This window comes from Providencia sp. PROV141 (genome assembly GCF_028481645.1).
Lineage (GTDB): Bacteria > Pseudomonadota > Gammaproteobacteria > Enterobacterales > Enterobacteriaceae > Providencia > Providencia rettgeri.
In genome coordinates, this window is the sequence record NZ_JAMPPR010000019.1 from 83,674 (window position 1) to 102,506 (window position 18,833).

General features: G+C 36.8%; 17 protein-coding genes. 11 read left to right on the plus strand and 6 right to left on the minus strand.

The genetic code is table 11. The features are described from left to right. The first annotated feature begins 291 nt into the window (after positions 1-291). The 3 genes from PSF09_RS14030 to PSF09_RS14040 are packed head-to-tail and all read left to right on the plus strand — an operon-like array spanning position 292 to position 3,127. Positions 292-1,113 (plus strand): MBL fold metallo-hydrolase, encoded by an 822-nt coding sequence (locus tag PSF09_RS14030; protein ID WP_272684041.1) that lies wholly within the window; start codon positions 292-294, stop codon positions 1,111-1,113. Positions 1,114-1,127: 14 nt separating this feature from the next. Continuing rightward, complete coding sequence (locus tag PSF09_RS14035; protein WP_210836949.1) at positions 1,128-2,375, plus strand: MFS transporter; 1,248 nt, start codon at positions 1,128-1,130, stop codon at positions 2,373-2,375. Positions 2,376-2,413: 38 nt separating this feature from the next. Then, positions 2,414-3,127 (plus strand): MgtC/SapB family protein, encoded by a 714-nt coding sequence (locus PSF09_RS14040; protein ID WP_210836947.1) that lies wholly within the window; start codon positions 2,414-2,416, stop codon positions 3,125-3,127. 104 nt (positions 3,128-3,231) lie between these two features. Here the strand turns inward: PSF09_RS14040 and hypT are convergent, their stop codons facing one another. Further along, on the minus strand, positions 3,232-4,140 hold the full coding sequence (gene hypT / locus PSF09_RS14045; RefSeq protein WP_004914205.1) for a hypochlorite stress DNA-binding transcriptional regulator HypT: 909 nt from the start codon (positions 4,138-4,140) through the stop codon (positions 3,232-3,234). A gap of 459 nt (positions 4,141-4,599) precedes the next feature. Here hypT and PSF09_RS14050 point away from each other — a divergent pair, with 459 nt between their 5' ends. From PSF09_RS14050 to PSF09_RS14075, 6 genes are all read left to right on the plus strand, one after another. Then, a complete protein-coding gene (locus PSF09_RS14050; protein WP_272665517.1) occupies positions 4,600-5,328 on the plus strand; it encodes an aspartate/glutamate racemase family protein in 729 nt (242 codons plus the stop codon). A 70-nt stretch (positions 5,329-5,398) separates the two neighbouring features. Then, positions 5,399-6,700 (plus strand): anaerobic C4-dicarboxylate transporter, encoded by a 1,302-nt coding sequence (locus PSF09_RS14055; RefSeq protein WP_272665518.1) that lies wholly within the window; start codon positions 5,399-5,401, stop codon positions 6,698-6,700. Positions 6,701-7,449: 749 nt separating this feature from the next. Then, positions 7,450-8,523 (plus strand): zinc-binding dehydrogenase, encoded by a 1,074-nt coding sequence (locus tag PSF09_RS14060; RefSeq protein WP_210840190.1) that lies wholly within the window; start codon positions 7,450-7,452, stop codon positions 8,521-8,523. A gap of 152 nt (positions 8,524-8,675) precedes the next feature. Next, complete coding sequence (locus PSF09_RS14065) at positions 8,676-9,536, plus strand: ABC transporter substrate-binding protein (protein ID WP_370661211.1); 861 nt, start codon at positions 8,676-8,678, stop codon at positions 9,534-9,536. A 156-nt stretch (positions 9,537-9,692) separates the two neighbouring features. Beyond that, positions 9,693-11,177 carry a sugar ABC transporter ATP-binding protein gene (locus PSF09_RS14070; protein WP_136134811.1) on the plus strand — a complete coding sequence of 495 codons (1,485 nt, stop codon included), beginning with the start codon at positions 9,693-9,695 and terminating at the stop codon, positions 11,175-11,177. A 10-nt stretch (positions 11,178-11,187) separates the two neighbouring features. Next, positions 11,188-12,159: an ABC transporter permease gene (locus tag PSF09_RS14075; protein WP_004905244.1), complete on the plus strand. Its 972-nt coding sequence runs from the start codon at positions 11,188-11,190 to the stop codon at positions 12,157-12,159. A gap of 160 nt (positions 12,160-12,319) precedes the next feature. Here PSF09_RS14075 and PSF09_RS14080 read toward each other — a convergent pair whose 3' ends face one another. The 3 genes from PSF09_RS14080 to PSF09_RS14090 form a co-directional block, all read right to left on the minus strand. After that, on the minus strand, positions 12,320-13,327 hold the full coding sequence (locus tag PSF09_RS14080; protein WP_210840189.1) for a LacI family DNA-binding transcriptional regulator: 1,008 nt from the start codon (positions 13,325-13,327) through the stop codon (positions 12,320-12,322). Positions 13,328-13,554: 227 nt separating this feature from the next. After that, entirely contained in the window at positions 13,555-14,349 is a 795-nt protein-coding gene (locus PSF09_RS14085) for a sulfite exporter TauE/SafE family protein (protein WP_210840188.1), read from the minus strand. A 42-nt stretch (positions 14,350-14,391) separates the two neighbouring features. Continuing rightward, positions 14,392-14,739: a thioredoxin family protein gene (locus tag PSF09_RS14090; protein WP_272684042.1), complete on the minus strand. Its 348-nt coding sequence runs from the start codon at positions 14,737-14,739 to the stop codon at positions 14,392-14,394. A gap of 329 nt (positions 14,740-15,068) precedes the next feature. Between PSF09_RS14090 and PSF09_RS14095 the strand changes: the two genes are divergently transcribed. Continuing rightward, positions 15,069-16,100: a phosphatidylinositol-specific phospholipase C gene (locus PSF09_RS14095; RefSeq protein WP_272665520.1), complete on the plus strand. Its 1,032-nt coding sequence runs from the start codon at positions 15,069-15,071 to the stop codon at positions 16,098-16,100. A gap of 144 nt (positions 16,101-16,244) precedes the next feature. Here the strand turns inward: PSF09_RS14095 and PSF09_RS14100 are convergent, their stop codons facing one another. Then, positions 16,245-16,691 (minus strand): hypothetical protein, encoded by a 447-nt coding sequence (locus PSF09_RS14100; protein WP_272684043.1) that lies wholly within the window; start codon positions 16,689-16,691, stop codon positions 16,245-16,247. 102 nt (positions 16,692-16,793) lie between these two features. Between PSF09_RS14100 and PSF09_RS14105 the strand changes: the two genes are divergently transcribed. Then, positions 16,794-17,033, plus strand: a complete 240-nt coding sequence (locus PSF09_RS14105; RefSeq protein WP_272684044.1) for a SymE family type I addiction module toxin — start codon at positions 16,794-16,796, stop codon at positions 17,031-17,033. Here the strand turns inward: PSF09_RS14105 and PSF09_RS14110 are convergent. Further along, positions 16,966-18,603: a ShlB/FhaC/HecB family hemolysin secretion/activation protein gene (locus PSF09_RS14110; RefSeq protein ID WP_272684045.1), complete on the minus strand. Its 1,638-nt coding sequence runs from the start codon at positions 18,601-18,603 to the stop codon at positions 16,966-16,968. The two genes, PSF09_RS14105 and PSF09_RS14110, sit on opposite strands and share 68 nt — an antisense overlap. Positions 18,604-18,833: the final 230 nt, after the last annotated feature.

The following is an 18,833-nucleotide window of genomic DNA, read 5'->3' on the forward strand; positions in this document are numbered from 1 at the left end:
GACTACCGATAATTAATTTGAACGTTCCACCCTTAATTAGTTTATAAAACAAACGAACAAAATAAAGATTACTTTTCTTACCCTTCTTTTACAATGCGATATTAAATATCAATATAATCAACACCATAAAAAATATTATTTGAATGAGATCACTGATCTAAATAACATTTATTGGCAATGATAACTTCCGATATTATTATTGGAACGTTCAAATTGACTTATTTTTTGTTTGAACACCAACACCAGGGATCAAAAATTCCAAAATAAAACTATAAAATACAGGTAATTATTATGAAACTTCACTTTTTAGGCACCGCGGCTTCTGAAGGCATACCAAATCCTTTCTGCCGTTGTGAGCACTGCCAAAAAGCAAGAGAGCTTGGGGGAAAAGATATTAGAACCCATTCTTCCGCGATTGTGGATGATCTTATGTTGATCGATGTTTCCCCGACATTTAGCTATCAGTTAATGCGTGACGGAATGGATGCAACTAAGTTTGAAAGCTTACTATTTACCCATACTCACCCTGACCATTTTAATGTCGGCGATTTATTCAGCCGCATGGAAGGTTATGGATTTGAAATTCACCATCCATTACATATTTTTGGTAATGACCGAGCAATTAATGGCTGCCTTGACGTTCTACCCGGATACAGTAAAGAGCGTTTCGATTTCCACTGTTTAATCCCTTTTGTCACCGTCGAAAGAAACGGTTATAAAATTACGCCATTACTTGCAAACCATGCCAAATGGGAACTCTGCTATGTCTATCATATTGAAAAAAATGGAAAAGTTATTTTTTATGGACATGATTCAGGTTGGTTCCCTGAATTAACATGGAAATGGTTGGAAAATAAACAACTTGATATCGTCGTATTTGAATGCACTTACGGGCTCAATGGGAAAAATCGTACAGATAATCATATGAGCCTAGAAACCGTCTTTGCAGCTAAAGAAAAACTGCAGCAACAAAGCTGCCTGCATTCAGAAACTCAAATTGCTGTTTCACATATTTCCCATAGTGGCAAATTACTTCATGATGAATTAGAAGCGGTTTGTGCACCTTATAATATCCGTGTTGCTTATGACGGATTAACGCTAGAAGCATATTAAGAGGAAAACTAATCATGGATATGAAAATAACCTCTCGCTTACTGATCATGATGTTTGTGCAATATTTCATGCAAGGCGCATGGAATATGACCATGGGACTTGTGTTAAGTACTTATGGGATGGCAAACATCATTGGTAATGCTTACGCTTTATTAGGTGTGGCCACCATTATTTCCCCTTTATTTATTGGTATGGTTGCTGACCGTTTCTTTGCTTCACAAAAAGTAATGGGAACACTGCATTTAATTAATGCGGCCGTTATTCTATGTGTGCCTCAATTTATTGAGGCACACAATAGCGGCATGACCCTGTTTATGATTTTTATTATTGGGCTACTGTTTTATCCAACAACTGCGCTTTCTAATAGCATCAGCTTCTCTCATATTAATGGTGTGAAATATTTCCCTATTATTCGTGTATTTGGCACATTCGGTTTTATGGCTATCGGATTTATATTAGGGGAAATGGGCTTCTCGGGTAGTACCATGACTTGGTATATCGCATCCGCCGTTGCTGTATTACTAGGTTTCTACTGCTTTACTTTGCCAAATACACCACCAAAAGCGAAAGGTAAACCTTTCTCCGCTAGAGATATTCTATGTTTAGATGCACTTTCATTATTTAAAGACCGCTATTTCGCTATCTTAATGTTTAGTATCTTTGTATTAATGATACCGAAAACAGCTTACTCCGCTTATATCCCTGTATTTATTAAAACACTTGGATTCGATAATGCGGCATCTATCATGCAAATTGGTATTGCATGTGAAGTCCTATTTATGTTTGTGCTGTCATTCTTCTTAATGAAGTTCGGTTTCAAAATCACCTTACTTCTTGGCGCGGTAAGTTGGATTATTCGCTCAATGTTATTCTCCTATGCCGCAGTAGATTCCGGTTTCTACTTCATTATTTTCGGATTGATGCTTCAAGGATTATGTTGGGACTTCTTCTTTACGGCAGGTGATATCTACGTTGACCGTAAAGCCAAACCTGAGATCAGAGCGCAAGCTCAAGGTTTACGCTTTATTGTTTCAAATGGCTTTGGCTTATTATTTGCTTCAACAATTTGTGGTGAAATCTTTAATTCAACTGTCACAGAAACAGGTAGCGCAGCATTACCACAATGGGGAACATTCTGGCATTACCCAGCTATCGTCGCCGCGATTGTCACTGTTTTCTTTATTTTCTTCTTTAAAGACGATGTGTCTAAAAAGAAAAATGGGGAAAGCGAAAAACCAGCAAATCGCGTTGCAGCACAATAAAAATTAAGGAAAGGGTAAGGTCACGTCAGGAGCAAGCCATGGATTTATTTATACAGTTTGTTGACACCATTGGCCCTTTATCACTATCAAGTATTGCTAAACTAGTGGCCGCCTTCATTTTAGGCGGCTTAATTGGCTTAGAACGTGAATCAAAGGGAAAACCTGTTGGGTTTAAAACTTGTGTCATTATCGCCGTTGCCAGCTGTTTATTAACCATCGTTTCTATTCAATCAGCGGAGTATTACGCCAATATCTCTGACAATATACGTAGCGACCCAATGAGATTAGCTGCACAAATAATTAGCGGAGTGGGATTTCTAGGCGCTGGTGTTATATTGCATCGTCGTGATGATGCCATTTCAGGTCTAACAACTGCAGCCATTGTTTGGGCTTCAGCCGGTGTTGGAATTGCCTGTGGTTCAGGGTTCTACTGGCATGCTATCATCGTTACAATTCTTTTTTTCTTAGCAATACAACTCAGTCCTCAAGTTGCTTTATTTCAGATGAGAAACCAAAAACTAGGAAAAATTAAAGTTCGAATGCTATTTACGCATGAAAAAGGTGTCCCTTTGCTTATTGAGTACCTAAAAGGTCACAAAGACTTAATTGAAAATCTCACCATCAGAGATATCAAGAAAGAGCGCGTCGAGGTAAATTTAAAGCTATTAGTACGCCAAAAAATCACTTTGCCTGAATTTTACTGTTCCTTAAAACAGTTGGAGTATGTCCATTCTGTTTCTTTAGATCACTAATTCTTTCTTTTTCAAAGTGATATATTTTCGCTAAGTAAAATGTAAATTATTTAAATAACCTGTTTATTTTAGCAGGTTATTTATCTATAAATTACCCATCGACACTATAAGTGCCGTAAATCCTCCGGAATATTCTTTTTTAAAATACGCCAAAAGTCCTCTGCAGTTTTATTTAGCCGTGTATCCATACGGTAGATATAAGCTTGGATAGGTATCGTTAATTCCGGCGTATCCAGACAAACGAGTTTTTTTTCTTTCAATTCATTCACTACAGAATAAATGGGCAACCATGCTATCCCATGGCCATCCAACGCCATATTTTTTAATAACTCACTCATTGATGACATAAAAAGTGTTTTCGAATTGATCGTACCAAATTCACTTAATCGACGATTAACTAACCTTCCCATATATGAAGCACTTGTGTAATTCAACAACGGCACTTGAGGCTGATAGATATCAAATAGTGGCTTACCATGCTCATCTGCGGCACAGATTGGGTATAATTCAGATTCAAATACATTCAATGAGGAAAATGGAGATTGCATGAGGTCTTCATCATAAAATGAGATAATAAAGTCACTCTTCCCTTCTCTCAATGCGTTGACAACCTGTACGACATCAATGGCTTCAACATGGTAAACAAACTCCTCACCATAACCGGACAGCCCATGGACTAATTTAGGCAGTAATGTTAATGACAACGAATGAGCAGCAGCAATTTTAATATTTGGTAGACTCAATACATTGTGGCCGGATAATTCATTTAAGTTACATTCCAGTTGTTGTAATAAACTACGCGCTTGAGAATGAAAAATTTTTCCCTCTTCGGATAACTGTAAAGGGGAAGTCGTTCTATCAAATAATTCAACGCCAATAGCTTCCTCTAAAGCTTTAATACGGCGGCTAAATGCGGGCTGAGAAATATTTCGTTGTTCTGCTGCATGAGAAAAATGTCGGCACGACTCTAGTGTTAAAAAATCATATAGCCATTTTGTTTCTATATTCTTCATCTTATTAAGCCTTAAATTGACTTGCTGTTAAAATATAAGAAATTAAAAGTATTTTTATTGATATTTTAAGTTAATAATTAGTTAAACAACCAAACCGAATTTGTAGTTACATTATTTGTATTATGCATAGCCCTACTATTTAAAACATTAACAAAAATCAAAAATTAATTTTATTAAATTTATGCACACCATAAAACCTAGTCTATTCAGGCTCTCAGAGCAATTTATTAAAATAATTTTATTTTGAATAAAAAACTTAATGCATATCTTGCATCAACCCATACTTACTTGCATTTCTCATCCGAGATAAACATTGATAAATATTAACCATAGGTTAGGCAGTAATATTTAAGTTAATAATTATTATAATGCCAACCGATATGTTAAATAAATGAAGAAAGATAAGCATTTATTGATTTTTATTTTATAAAAAGGCTAATGAAATGCAGGGGTATTAAAATGAAAGGTTTAATTGGTGTATTAGGTGGTATGGGACCTGCCGCTACTGTAGATTTATTTAATAAATTCGTTAATTATACCGTAGCAAATAGAGATCAAGAGCATATCCCTTTAATTATATCATCTATTCCTGATATACCGGATCGAACAGAGGCGCTATTAAACCATGGTGAATCACCTCTACCTTTAATGACAGACTATCTAAAAAAATTAGAAAATGCAGGTGCAGAATGTATTGTTATTCCTTGTAACACCGCACATTATTGGTTTAGTGAACTGAAAGATATTTGCCACGTCGATATGCTAAGTATTGTTGAGACGACAATGAAAGAAGTGCTAGCAACCAAGAAAAAAAACATCGGATTACTTGCAACAAATGCCACTATGTATATGGGGTTGTATCAAAAAAATATAGAGAGTAAGCATTTAAACTGCATTACCCCTGATAAAGAAAGCCAAGACAATGTTATGGAAAGCATTTATTTATTAAAATCAGGGAATAAAAAAATGGCTGAGTCCATTATGAAAAAACAAGCTGAGGCATTATTTTCCCGAGGTGCAGAAATTATTGTTCTTGGCTGTACTGAAGTTCCCGTCATTCTTGAAAATGAAATAAATAATTATCCAGATAAATATATCGACTCAACCAGTACCTTAGTCAGAGCAAGTATTCACTGGTATGAAAGTAGAGTCGGAAAACAAAATTTAATGATAAATAAAAATATTTAACTTTATATCAAATATCAAAAATTAATTTTTAATATTACTAATGACAATATATTGTCTATTGGAGACGATTATGGTTTGGCTAGAAATCATTGTTGTATTAGGCGCAATATTCTTCGGTATACGTATGGGGGGAATTGGTATAGGACTCTGCGGTGGATTAGGATTAGCCGTTTTAACCATCGGGTTTGGTCTACCTATTGGCTCCCCACCTGTTGATGTAATTCTGATTATTATGACCGTCGTGGTAGCAGCATCTGCATTACAAGCTGCGGGTGGAATGGATTATCTCGTACGCCTCGCCAGTAAGTTCATGCGTAAAAACCCTAAGTACCTGAATATTATAGCGCCAATCATCACTTGGGTGATGACTATCATGGCTGGTACAGGCTTCATTGTTTTCTCTATGCTACCTGTGATAGCCGAAATCGCAAAAGATTCAGGTATTCGGCCATCCAGAACATTAGCAGGCTCAGTGGTTGCATCACAAATTGCTATTTCAGGTTCACCAATCAGCGCCGCAATGGCAGCAATGTTGACAATAATGGAAGGCAATGGCGTTACTTTCATCGTTGTCATGTCAGTCTGCTTACCTGCCTCTTTTGTTGCAGCCATGGTTGCGGCATTTATCGCATCACGCCAAGGCTGTGAACTAGAAGACGATGAAGTTTATCTTGAGCGCTTACAAAAAGGCTTAGTACATAAATACCAAGAAAAAACAGGTGAAAGCACGACCAGAGAAAAGCTTTCAGTTGTCTTGTTTATCATTGCCACTATCGCAATTGTCATCCTTGCTGCCTTTCCGCAGTTGCGCCCCGGCTTTGATATCGGCAAGCCTATGGGTACTCGCGATATTATTATCATCTGCATGTTAAGTGCTGCATGTTTGATGGTAATATTCTGTAAAACATCACCAAACTCAATCGTTCTCGCACCCACTTTCCGTTCAGGAATGAGTTCACTCGCGGTGATATTGGGTATTGTCACCTTAGGGACGACATTTGTTGATGCACACATGGACCAAATTAAAGCGATAGCTGGAGATGTGTTATCTGCATATCCTATTTTATTAGCTTTAGTTCTATTTTTTACCTGTGCATTGTTGTATTCACAAGGTGCCACAACACCATTAATTATTCCGTTAGCTATTGCCTTAGATGTTCCCACATGGGCAATTTTGGCCTCTTTTGTCGCCGTCACCGGGGTATTTGTCTTACCCACTTACCCAACATCATTAGCAGCAATTGAATTCGACTCAACAGGGTCTACTCGGGTTGGAAAATATATTTTAAATCATCCTTTTATGTTACCAGGCCTAGGTGGAATTATTGCAGGTGTCGCCTTCGGTTTTATCATTGCACCAATGATTGTCTAACATAAGGATGTGAGGCATCCACATATTTACAACAAGATAACAAAATGATTTTTTTGACAAAATGAAGTTAAACCTTGGCTCTGTTTGGCTTTATACTTTGCAAGATTGGCAAAATACAATAACAAAGTATAAAGCTATTTTTTTAATGTCCTTTTCAATGTCTATTAGGTATATCTGCAAAGAAAACATAACAAACAACACATAAAAAATGCCTCATTACTCTATTTAATTTTTTAAATTATATTTTATAAATTAAAAATAACGTTCTATTAACCATTTCACTTCTCTTTATTTAATGTAACTTTAATTTGTTTTCATATAAAAATGTGAGCTGAAATGTTTTTGCATAAATTATCCACTTCTGAAAATAGTTAAAATAATTATACTCGGCTTCAGATTCATTTCTTGAAAAACGAAAAAAGGAATGAAATAAGATTTTTATTATAATTTTCATTATGTTACAAATTCACTTTTGACAGTCTCATTTTCCAATGAAAGTACTCAATCAGGTGACTAAAATTAGGGGTTAAATCACAAATTTTAGTTTTTTAAATGCATACTTTCAAAAATGACGACGTCGTCATATTAAAAAGAATTTATTTTCTCTATAACATTAAACAACCATTTTTCTTACATACATATCATTATTGATAGTTAAGCGTTAAAAAAACTAAAGCAAATGCGTTATAAAAAAACGCTTAATGTTGACGTCAACATTAGGGTTAACAACTAGAAAGAGGTTTTAGAACATGAGTAACCTACCTGAAAAAATGAAAGCTGTTGTTTGTCATGGGCCACATGATTATCGCTTTGAAAACATTAAAAGACCGGCACCAGGATTTAGAGAAGTTGTCATCAAAGTTGATGGATGTGGGATCTGCGCTGGCGACTGTAAAGCCAATGATGGCGCTCAAATGTTCTGGGGTGATGACCCATGGATCAAAGCACCTGTTGTTCCTGGCCATGAATTTTACGGACGCGTTGCTGAACTCGGTGAGGGTTCTGCTGAAAAATTCAAATTAAAGGTAGGCGACCGCATCTTAGCTGAGCAAATTGTTCCATGTTGGGAATGCCGTTTCTGTAAATCAGGCAAATACTGGATGTGTGAAACCCATGATATTTACGGTTTCCAAAAAGAAGTTGCCGATGGCGGTATGGCTGAATATATGCGTTTTTCAGAGCGTGCCATTATCCACAAAATCCCTGATGAACTGTCTGATAAAGATGCCGCATTAATTGAACCGATGGCTTGTGCTATCCACACCGTACGCCGTGGTGATATCGATTTAAATGACGTCGTCGTCATTGCTGGTGCAGGCCCACTTGGGCTATGCATGATCCAAGTCGCCAAATTAAAAACACCGAAAAAATTGGTGGTTATTGATGCGATTGATGAACGTCTTGAATTAGCGAAAAAATTTGGTGCTGATGTTGTTATCAATCCACTAAAAGAAGATGCCATCAAATTAGTCAAAGATATGACGGAAGGCTATGGCTGTGATGTTTATATTGAAGCAACTGGCGCCCCAATTGGTGTTACTCAAGGACTAGAAATGATCCGTAAGCTTGGTCGTTTCGTTGAGTTTAGCGTGTTTGGTAAAGAAACAACCGTTGACTGGTCAATCATTGGTGACCGCAAAGAACTTGATATCCGCGGAGCTCACTTAGGCCCATATAGTTATGAAGTCGCTATTGACCTATTTAGCCGTGGCTTAGTTAGCGCTGATGATATCGTTACCCACTTCTACTCCATCGATGATTGGGAAGAAGCCTTTGTCATGGCGAAATCGGCAGACTCAATTAAAGTCGTCATCAAGCCATAAACATATTTTTAACTGGTAGTAATAATTGATAATTCAAATAAACACTAAACAAGTAAAAACCCTACATATAATTAAACGCTCTTTTAGGAGAACATCTTATGCTGAGTAAATTTAAAAAGTTGGCTGTAGCTGCAAGTGTACTGACTTTAGGTATGGCTTTTAACGCTACCGCTAAGCCAGTTTCAGTGGGTATGTCATTTCAAGAATTAAACAATGAATATTTTGTTACCATGAAGGAAGCCTTAGAGAGCGCAACGGGTGATATGGGTGCACAACTATACATCTCTGATGCGGCTCATGATGTATCAAAACAAACCAGTGATATCGAAGACATGTTACAGAAAAAAATCGATATTCTGCTAATTAACCCGGCCGATAGCGTTGGTGCAGAAACGGCTGTACTGGCTGCGAAAAAAGCGGGCGTTGTGGTTATCGCTATTGATGCCCAAGCAAATGGCCCGATTGACTCTTTCGTCGGTTCTAAAAACTATGATGCTGGCTTAATGGCGGGTAAACGTTTAGGTGAAGCATTAGGCGGCAAAGGTGAAGTGGCTATTTTAGATGGTATCCCTGTTGTGCCAATTCTTGAGCGAGTTCGCGGCTTTGAAGCAGCGATGAAAGAATACCCAAATATTAAAATTGTAACTAAATTGAACGGTAAACAAGAACGTGATACCGCGATGAACGTTACCGAAAATATGCTGCAAGCGAACCCAACTCTCAATGGGATCTTCAGTGTTAACGATGTCGGTTCTTTAGGTGCACTAGCAGCGATTGAATCTTCTGGTCGTGATGTCAAATTAGTGAGTGTTGACGGTTCTCCTGAAGCCGTTGCTGAAATTGCCAAAGGCAACTCTCCATTTATTGCAACTTCAGCGCAATTCCCTCGTGACCAAGTGCGTATTGGTTTAGCAATGGGCTTAGCAAAATACTGGGGTGCCAATGTTCCTAAAGAAGTCCCAATTGATGTTAAATTGATCGACAAAACCAATGCAAAAGATTTCCACTGGTAATCGCTAGTTATCAATAACTGATGTATTGCACCTATATTTCTGATGTTCGGTGCAATACATTTTCATAAATATTAATTATTAAATGCATATTGGAATAAAAATTCCCAATGGCTTTGTTACCCATTTTTAGGCAGTTGAGAAATATAGGGAAGCAATATGATGCAATTATTAGCATTAAAAGATGTCAGCAAAACTTTCCCTGGGGTTAAGGCGTTAGATAATATTAATCTTTCCCTCGAAAAAGGAGAGGTTCACGCATTATTAGGTGAAAACGGCGCAGGTAAATCAACGCTAATGAAAGTGTTATGTGGAATACATAAACCTGACAGCGGACAAATCCTGATTGAAGGCAAAGAGCACACCTTTCATAACTACAGAGATGCAATCAAAGCTGGCGTAGGTATTATTTTCCAAGAATTTTCTCTTATTCCTTATTTAAATGCTTTTGAAAATATATTTTTAAATCGAGAGTTAAAAAATAAGTTTGGTTTATTAGATAGAAAATTAATGCGAAAAAAATCACAGGAAATCTTAGCTGAGCTGGGTGTCAACATTAATATTGATGAACCTATTAGCCATTTAAGTATCGCGGAACAGCAGTTTGTTGAAATCGCAAAGGCATTGTCTTTAGACGCTAAAATTTTAGTATTAGATGAACCAACTGCAACATTAACACCCAATGAGGCAAATCATTTATTCGATGTAATGCGTGATTTAAAAGCTAAAGGGGTTGGAATGTTTTTTATTTCACATCATTTAGAAGAAATTTATGAAATCTGTGACACCATCAGTGTACTGCGTGACGGACAATATATTGGGTCACGTAAGGTTGATGAAACAGATTTAGACGTTATTATCGAAATGATGGTTGGCCGTGAAGTTGAAAATATTTATCCTCATAAACGTCAGTTTAATGAACAAGAAGTTATCTTAGATGCTGAAGTTCAGCGTTTTTCATATAGCCCAACTAACCACCTTCAATTAAAAAAAGGTGAAATTCTAGGGCTTGCGGGGTTGGTCGGTTCCGGCCGTACAGAGACTATTCTTGCCATGATTGGTGCTGATAAAGCATACAAGAAAAAAGTTATTTTAGAAGGCAAAGAAGTTAAAGTTAAATCGGCTGCGGCTGCGCTGCAATTAGGTATCGGTTTATTACCCGAAAGCCGAAAAACCCAAGGTCTTGTATTGCCCTTCTCTGTTAAAGAGAATATATGGTTAAACAATCATGCTCAAAAATTATTTTTAATTCAAAATAAAAAAGAACTCACTTTATCTATTGATCTAATTTCCCAAGTAAAAGTTAAAACACCAGAGCCTCACACTGCAGTTTCTACTTTAAGTGGTGGAAATCAGCAAAAGGTTGTTATTGCTCGCTGGCTAAATAAACAAGCCAAAATTCTTATTTTCGACGAACCCACTCGAGGAATTGATGTTGGGGCAAAATCAGAAATTTATCAGTTAATGCGCTCTCTAACTGAAAAAGGAATTTCCATTATTATGATTTCATCGGAGCTACCAGAAGTTATTGGTGTCAGTGATAGGGTTTTGGTTTTTCGAGATGGCGAAATTGCCGCTGAGTTAACTGGAGACGAAATAAACTCAACTCAGATTATGGTACATGCGGCCGGCAATATTATATAGGATAACGACTATGTCTAATCAAAGTGCAATTCCATTAACTAAAAATAAATTTAGTTTTTCTAAGTTAACTAAAATACCTGCATTTTTACCACTTGTTGGTTTAATTCTTTTATTTGTCTGCATGTCCATTTTTAATGAACATTTTTTAACTGTAAATAACCTTTCGACTATTGCTCGTCAGGTGTCTATTAATGCCATTATCGCTATCGGTATGACATTTGCTATCTTAACCGGTGGAATTGACTTATCCGTTGGTGCTGTTATGGCACTTTCTGGAACCTTGATGGCTGGCTTAATGAAATATTATGGAATGGATCCCTATGCTGCCATTGCTCTGGGGTTATTATCCGGTGTTGCTTTTGGCTTTATTAATGGAATTTTAGCGGCTTATGGTAAAATGCCGCCCATCATTGTCACCTTAGGTGCCATGATTATTGCTAAAGGCCTTGCCTTAATTTATACCGGTGGCTATCCAGTTTCAGGATTACCTCAAGAGTTTGCTTTTTGGGGACGTGAAGAATTAATGGGGATCCAAGTTCCTATTTTATTAATGCTTGGCCTTTATCTTATTTTCTATGTTGTACTAAATCATGTCTCTTTTGGCCGCTATATTTACGCGATAGGCGGTAATGAAGAAGCCGCTCGTCTCAGTGGTATCCGCGTTGAACGTTATAAAATGTTAGTTTACGTCATTAGCGGTTTTACTGCGGCTTTCGCTGGGTTAATATTTACCTCTCGAGTAATGAGCGGGCAACCCAACGCAGGGGTAGGCTTTGAGTTAGATGCTATTGCTGCGGTCGTACTCGGCGGCGCTTCAATCGCAGGGGGCCGTGGTATGATCATTGGCACACTCATTGGCGCAATGATCTTAGGTGTACTCAATAATGGTTTAAATTTATTAGGTATTTCACCTTATGTTCAATATATTGTAAAAGGCTTAATTATTTGGGGAGCGACCTTAATTAGTTCAATGAAACGCTAAATAAATAGTTCTTCATAACCATTAAAATAGGCAGGTATTGTTACCTGCCTATTTATATTTATCATACTTCAAGTTGTATAGGTGTTGACTGCACTCAAATACAACTCGAATTTTTTAAAGTACACATAAAAATCATAGTGTACTTTATTTCTGATTCTTATTAATAAACAACAAGTTTCCCATCAACAAATATTTGTTTAGTCTTATAATCTTTATGTGAATCTCGCTCTATCTCAGAAAACAATAAATCTGTAGTTAATTCCCCAAGATATACCGAATCATGATGTACACCAGAAATAGATAAATGGTAAGTATCTGCATAGGGTGGTAAATCAACAGAAAAATAGCGGCATGAAAGGCCTAATTCTAAAATAATTTTATACATTCCTGCTGTAATAATTCCATTCAACCCAACGATATACATATTAGGTGTGTACAGCTCTTGGACTTTTTTCCTTAGATAATCTTCATCATTCTTATTAAACATATAACTACTGTATAAAACGTTAATATTTTTTCTATTTGGAAAATTTTCATATATACCCGCTAAACGAGATAAACTAATTTCTGAACCTTCTGGCCCTGAAACAATAAGTGTATTCTCACTATTTTGTTGGTTAAGAAACTTCCCTGTTAAGGCGCCTATTTCAAAGTTTTTCAAGAATAAACCCGAATACTTATTTTGATAACCATAAATTGAACGGTCAACAAAAACCAAAGGTACATTATGTTGGTCAATTAATGATAAGTAACTTGGTTGATAGTCTTTATCGTCACGAACTGGCGATAGTAGAATGCCACTCGCCTTGTAACTGACTAACGTTTCAATTGCTGTTTTTTCTGCTTTTTCATCGCTATCTGAATCAAAAATCATGACTTGATAGCCTTTTTCTTTCGCTAAGCGTGAAACTGTTTGAATAAGTACCACATAAAATGGGTTAAATGTACTGTCAGTGACCACACCTATTATACGGCTATTTTTATTTTTCAGATTACGCGCAAAAAGATTTGGAACATAATTGAGTTCTTGTGCAATAGCTAATATTTTATCTCGAGTTTCTTTCTTTACCATCTCAGGATGGTTAAATGCTCTAGAGACTGTAATATCAGTTACATTAGCACGTTTGGCTATATCAATTATCGTTGTTGAGCTATCTTGTTTTGTCATAATTATACTAGTCAACCTTTAATGATTACCCGGAAGAATATATTAGCAATTCATTTTGCTATTATCCGAGTAGAAAAAATGCGATTATTCATTATACCTCTTTGAGCTTGAAGATAAATCAATTTCACTTTCATTAAGGAGAATAAATGACTGATAACTCAAAATAGTGACACATGCCGCATGAATTATAAAAAACCACTTAATTGTTTGATATTTAAAATCTATTTTTAAATAATATTTAATTCAATCAATACTGATGAAATCAACCATAGAGCAACAAAGATAACAACACTTGAAAATAATATTTGGGTAGTCTTATTGGAAATATAATGAGTTATTAATCGACCAATTAATAAACCAATAACACAAGAAGCAATGAAAACAAGACTAATTTCTTTAGGGTACTGGAACCCATTCCAAACATTAATAAAAATACTAATACTACCAATACAAAAAATGACCATTAATGATGTTGCGATAATACTCTTCATATTTAAATTAGTGAATTTTCGCAATGCAGGAACAATAATAAAACCACCTCCAACACCTAACAGCCCAGTAAGTAACCCAGTAACAACACCAATGCATCCCAAGATTAAAGCCGTTTTAGTATTCCAAATAAACTTTCCAGTTTCTTTATTAATTAGACAATGTGCATCATTCTGCACATCTGCTCGATTGAAAAATATACGGCATCCAACATAAAGCATAACGAGGCTAAAGGTAAGTGTTAACCAAACTGGTGGGGTAATATGGGCAAGATAAACACCATACTTAGCAGAAGGAATACTCAATAATGCTATCCAAATAGCCGCTTTATAGCGAATATTCTTTTTTATAAGACCTTGAATTACACCAATAAATGCAGAAATTGTAACAGCTAAAAGACCAACTGGTGCCGCTAATGCCACACTCCAATTTTGGCTTGCCATTAAAGCAGGAACAGCAAGAATTCCACCACCAGCTCCCGTTAAACCAAGTAGGCAACCTATCAATAACCCTTCCAATATCAGTATTAGCATTGTGAATGCCTTATCATTATTTTCAAATATATTCGCTGAGCATTAACGCTTCCCAAGTGTTTTATTCAATACCATTAATGCACAATTAAATGACACTTCTCCAGCAATAATATCGATTAAACGAGTATCTTGAAAAATCGCAATTGTCGGTACTGATTTTATACCATATTTAGGCGCTAAAGTGGGTGACTGAGCAATATCCACAAGACCAAAAACAATATTATTTTGTTGAAAATGCTCAGAAAGTTTAGTGAAAATAGGATACATATTTTTACAAGGCAAACACCAAGATGCCGAAAAATAAGCAACTACCGTTTGACGCTCCTCCTGCCCTAGAGGGTAAAGTGTGCTTGAGAAATTATCACTATTTAACTGCAAGATATGAGGCATTATACGCTACCTTTTTATACATTTTTTGAACTAACATACTGAAGTGATTCTTCAGATAATATATCACCTCTTATCCATTAGTTGTTCAATATTATTGATAACTAAAATATTACCTTAAAATCAATTGGTTGAGTTAAACTTAATCATAAAAAAGTACACGTATGAAAAATAATAAGTAGTTAAAATAAAATCTGTATTCATTTAACAAAAAAACAACCATATAATATATATACGCTACTTTTATTTTTTATTATGCATTAATTTTTTATTTGTGAATATTCTTGTCGTTATAGTAACGACGTTGTTTAATATACTTAAAGGTGTTCATAATGAAAAATAGACTATATCTTTTACTCTTATTAATATTTAGCCCTTCAATTTTAGCCCATTTAGATTCTGCTTATTACAGAAATGCAACTGATGGATTTACCACAAAATCCAAATGGATGGATACTCTCAGAGATGATGTCATGCTTTCTGAGATAGCATTACCAGGGACTCATGATAGTGCCGCATATAAAAATTTTGTTGATAGCGTATCAACACAAACACTCAATTTTGATCAGCAATTAGAATATGGCATTAGAGTCTTTGATATCCGAATTAGACATACAAATAATGCGTTTGCTCTACATCATGGTAACGTTTTTCTTGATGTTATGTTTGGTGATTTTATGAATTCTATTGACACTTTTTTATCGAAAAACCCTTCTGAGACAGTTCTATTTAGATTAAAAAAAGAAATAGAATCTGACGACAGCAACACCCGCGCAATAAGTAAAACATTAGAATATTATATTGAACTACATAAAGATAAATATTTTGACTTGCAATCTATGAGTACAAAATTAGGTGATATTAGAGGGAGATACATGATCCTCAGCAATAGTGATGCCTTTCATAATTATGGTTTGTACTATGGACTTACGGATACACAGGATGAGTTTCATTTAACAACAAATTGGGATCTATACTCAAAATGGGAAATAATAAAGAACCAATTAGAACGAGCAACCAATGGAAATAAAAATAAAATATATATTAATTATTTAAGTGGCTCCGGTGGTTCATTTCCTTATTTTGTTGCAAGCGGGCATTCATCTCCTGGAACATCAGCCCCCCGTCTTTCTACTGGCTTAACTACGCCTGGATGGAAAGACAGCTATCCAGATTTTCCAAGAACATCTTGTGCTGGCATTTGTACTATTTCGTTTGAGGGAACAAATATCCTAACTCGAGATAAGTTAAAATATTATAATGACCTAAATACTAAGCGTACTGTTGGAATAATTATGGCTGATTTTCCAGGTGAGTCTTTAATAACCCATGTGATAGACAATAATAAAAATCTCCGAAAATAATTATTTTAAAATAAATTAAAAAATAGATTTCTTCCTTTGTTTTTAATAGCATCCAATAGATTCTATTTTAGCTGAAAATTTATTACAAAATCACTTAACATCAAAATATCTAATTTACTATTTGGCTGGTGGGAGATAAGTTTATTAATGCAAGTCCCAGTATTTTCTAAGACTTGCATCCGTCACCGCGATATCAGTAATCTGCTTACTTAATTCACCCACTAACTGCGTTTTCTCAATCCGTTTTTGCTCTTTCTCTTTATCAAAAATCGTATTCAGCTTCTCATGGGCATTGTCTGTATCACGGCTTAAGTCGTTGATATCTTGTTTTTGATTATCCTTATCGCGGATAACAATTTCACCTTCCGATACCGCTGAGTGGGTCGTATTGCTGTCTTTACCTTTGTTGTTCACATTGGTCAGCAAGGAGCCCGCCGTATTACCGGTGAGCTGGTCCGCAAATGGCGAGCCCCCTGTACTAAAGCCGCCTTTACCTGCGCAGCTACTGGTTTGCTTCGAGTCATACTTGTCAGTCATTGGAACGGGAGAATTTTTCTCACTGGGAGATAAAAAACCGTATAAGCACATCAATATTTAAAGCCCTAAGGCCAAGATATAATTGGTTATTGTTTAGATATGACGACCAACCAAGAGAAGACTAGAGGTGAATTGGTGGGAGGGAAAGTCATCACTATGGCTAAGCGCGATTGTCGTGTAAAAACACCGACGACTAAAGAAGAAGTGGTCAAAACCAGACAGGTTACAGTGGGTTACGCCCTGAACCGCGGTAACCCCAACCCACAACTCACGTTAAGCGGTAAGTGGCTGAAAGAGATGGGGTTTGAGGTAGGTAGTCGCTTTACCCTCACTCGCCAAGCCGGACAGTTGATTTACCGGCGAGCTGATCCGCAAATGGCGAGCCCCCTGTACTAAAGCCGCCACTTTGGCTGTCCACCTTGTACTCGGCCTTGTTTTTGATATCTCCAAAGCCCAGCGTGCCCGTATCCAGTGTGTTTTTATCCGCCTCTGCGGTACTGCTTATCACCGCCCCATCAAGTTGTGTATGATTACCCACCGTAATATCAAATCCGCCTTTACCTGCATTGATACCCGTTTGTTTATCTACCGATTGATAATCGCTGTGCATCTCGGTTTTATTGGCATTCACCGAAGCGCTGGTATTCAACCCGCTTCCAATACTGCCAGACACACTGCCACTCTGTTGCTTTGAGTCGTACTTATCAGTAACTTGTTGGCTCGATAAAGTTAAATCCCCGCCCACATTGGCTTTAACGGTTTCCCCACTCGCGTGTGCACCTATCAGCGTGGTGTCTTTGCCGCTGTTGAGGGTCAATTGTTTGCCCGCGGTCACTTCCGTATCGGTGTAGAACTGGCTGTCACCCTTTTCAAAACCGCTGCCTTTATTCACACTCGCATTGACATTCCAACCGCCCGTGCTTAGCCCTGCACCGATTGAGCTACCTTTACTTTCATTTTTGCCATCCACCGTTTGCGTATTGCTCAGTTGCAAATTCAGGCTTTTACTTTTACCTCGGTATTCAATGTCATTATTGGCACCAGCGATAGTTTGCGTATACTCATAATCACTCGCTGTGGTGGCAAACTGCCAATAACCAAACGGTACTGAATAATGGGCACTGTAGTTGGTGGTGTCTTTATCACTGGAAAAGCTTAAATCGCGAGTCGCGGTAAGGTAAAAAAGATCGCTAAGCGACGTTGGGTTATCCAATGCTAGCATTACACCCGCTTGGTTTTTTCCCGTACTTTTTGAGCCTGTGTTGTCAACCCAAGCTCCTGCATGCCAATAACGTGACTGTTCGCGCTTGATCACAATCTGAGTTTCACCGGGGCCATCTCCGGGTACCATTTCCATCGACGCTTGCACGGTTGGCAAACGTTGTAGGTTTTCTAAGCCTTGCTCAATATCTCGCAGATCCAATAAATTACCTGAATGGGCAGGTATTGCGGTATACAGCGTACTGTATTGTGATGAGTCATCGGTAAAAATGACTTTTTGTACTTTACCTGGCATGACAACTAACTGAAGAACACCCGTTGATAAATCTTGTTCAGGAACCAATACACGGCTGGTGATCCAACCGTGGCTAATTAAACGGTTTTGTACATCAGTAACTAATAAATTAATCCCCTCAACGCCAATACAATGACCTACCGCTTGATTGGCTAATCGTTTAATGGGAACCCAATGTGGCAAACTTTCCTGTCCTGTTATAGAAACATGTTCAATGGTGAAACACGGCGTTTCCGTTGGAAATTTAAGCTGAGTTTTAACCACAGGAGGCAATAAGCTGACATCTGGAGCTTTCGCGTCAAACTGTTGCTGTTGAGCTTGTTGATGCTGAATTTGACGATTAAACAAGTTGTCTGTGTTATCGGGTTTCAAAAGTGATGCATTGGCTACCGCAGGGAGACAAAAGGTAAGTAAAATCGATCTATAGCTAAAATTACGTTTTAAAATCATTAGAATTATTAATTGTATTGGTTTGAAATGAAGTAATATACGGAACTTTACATACTTTAAGTCAAATTACAATTGTGCTTTTTTATTCTTTTTATAATCAAGTTGAATCATCATGCTATTTAACTGATTTTATTTATAAATGTTTTTTGTAATAAAAAGTATAAAGCCGTAACAATTTAAATTTAGGTGATTTTATTTGATCCTCCCCATCAAAAATTTAACTATAGGTC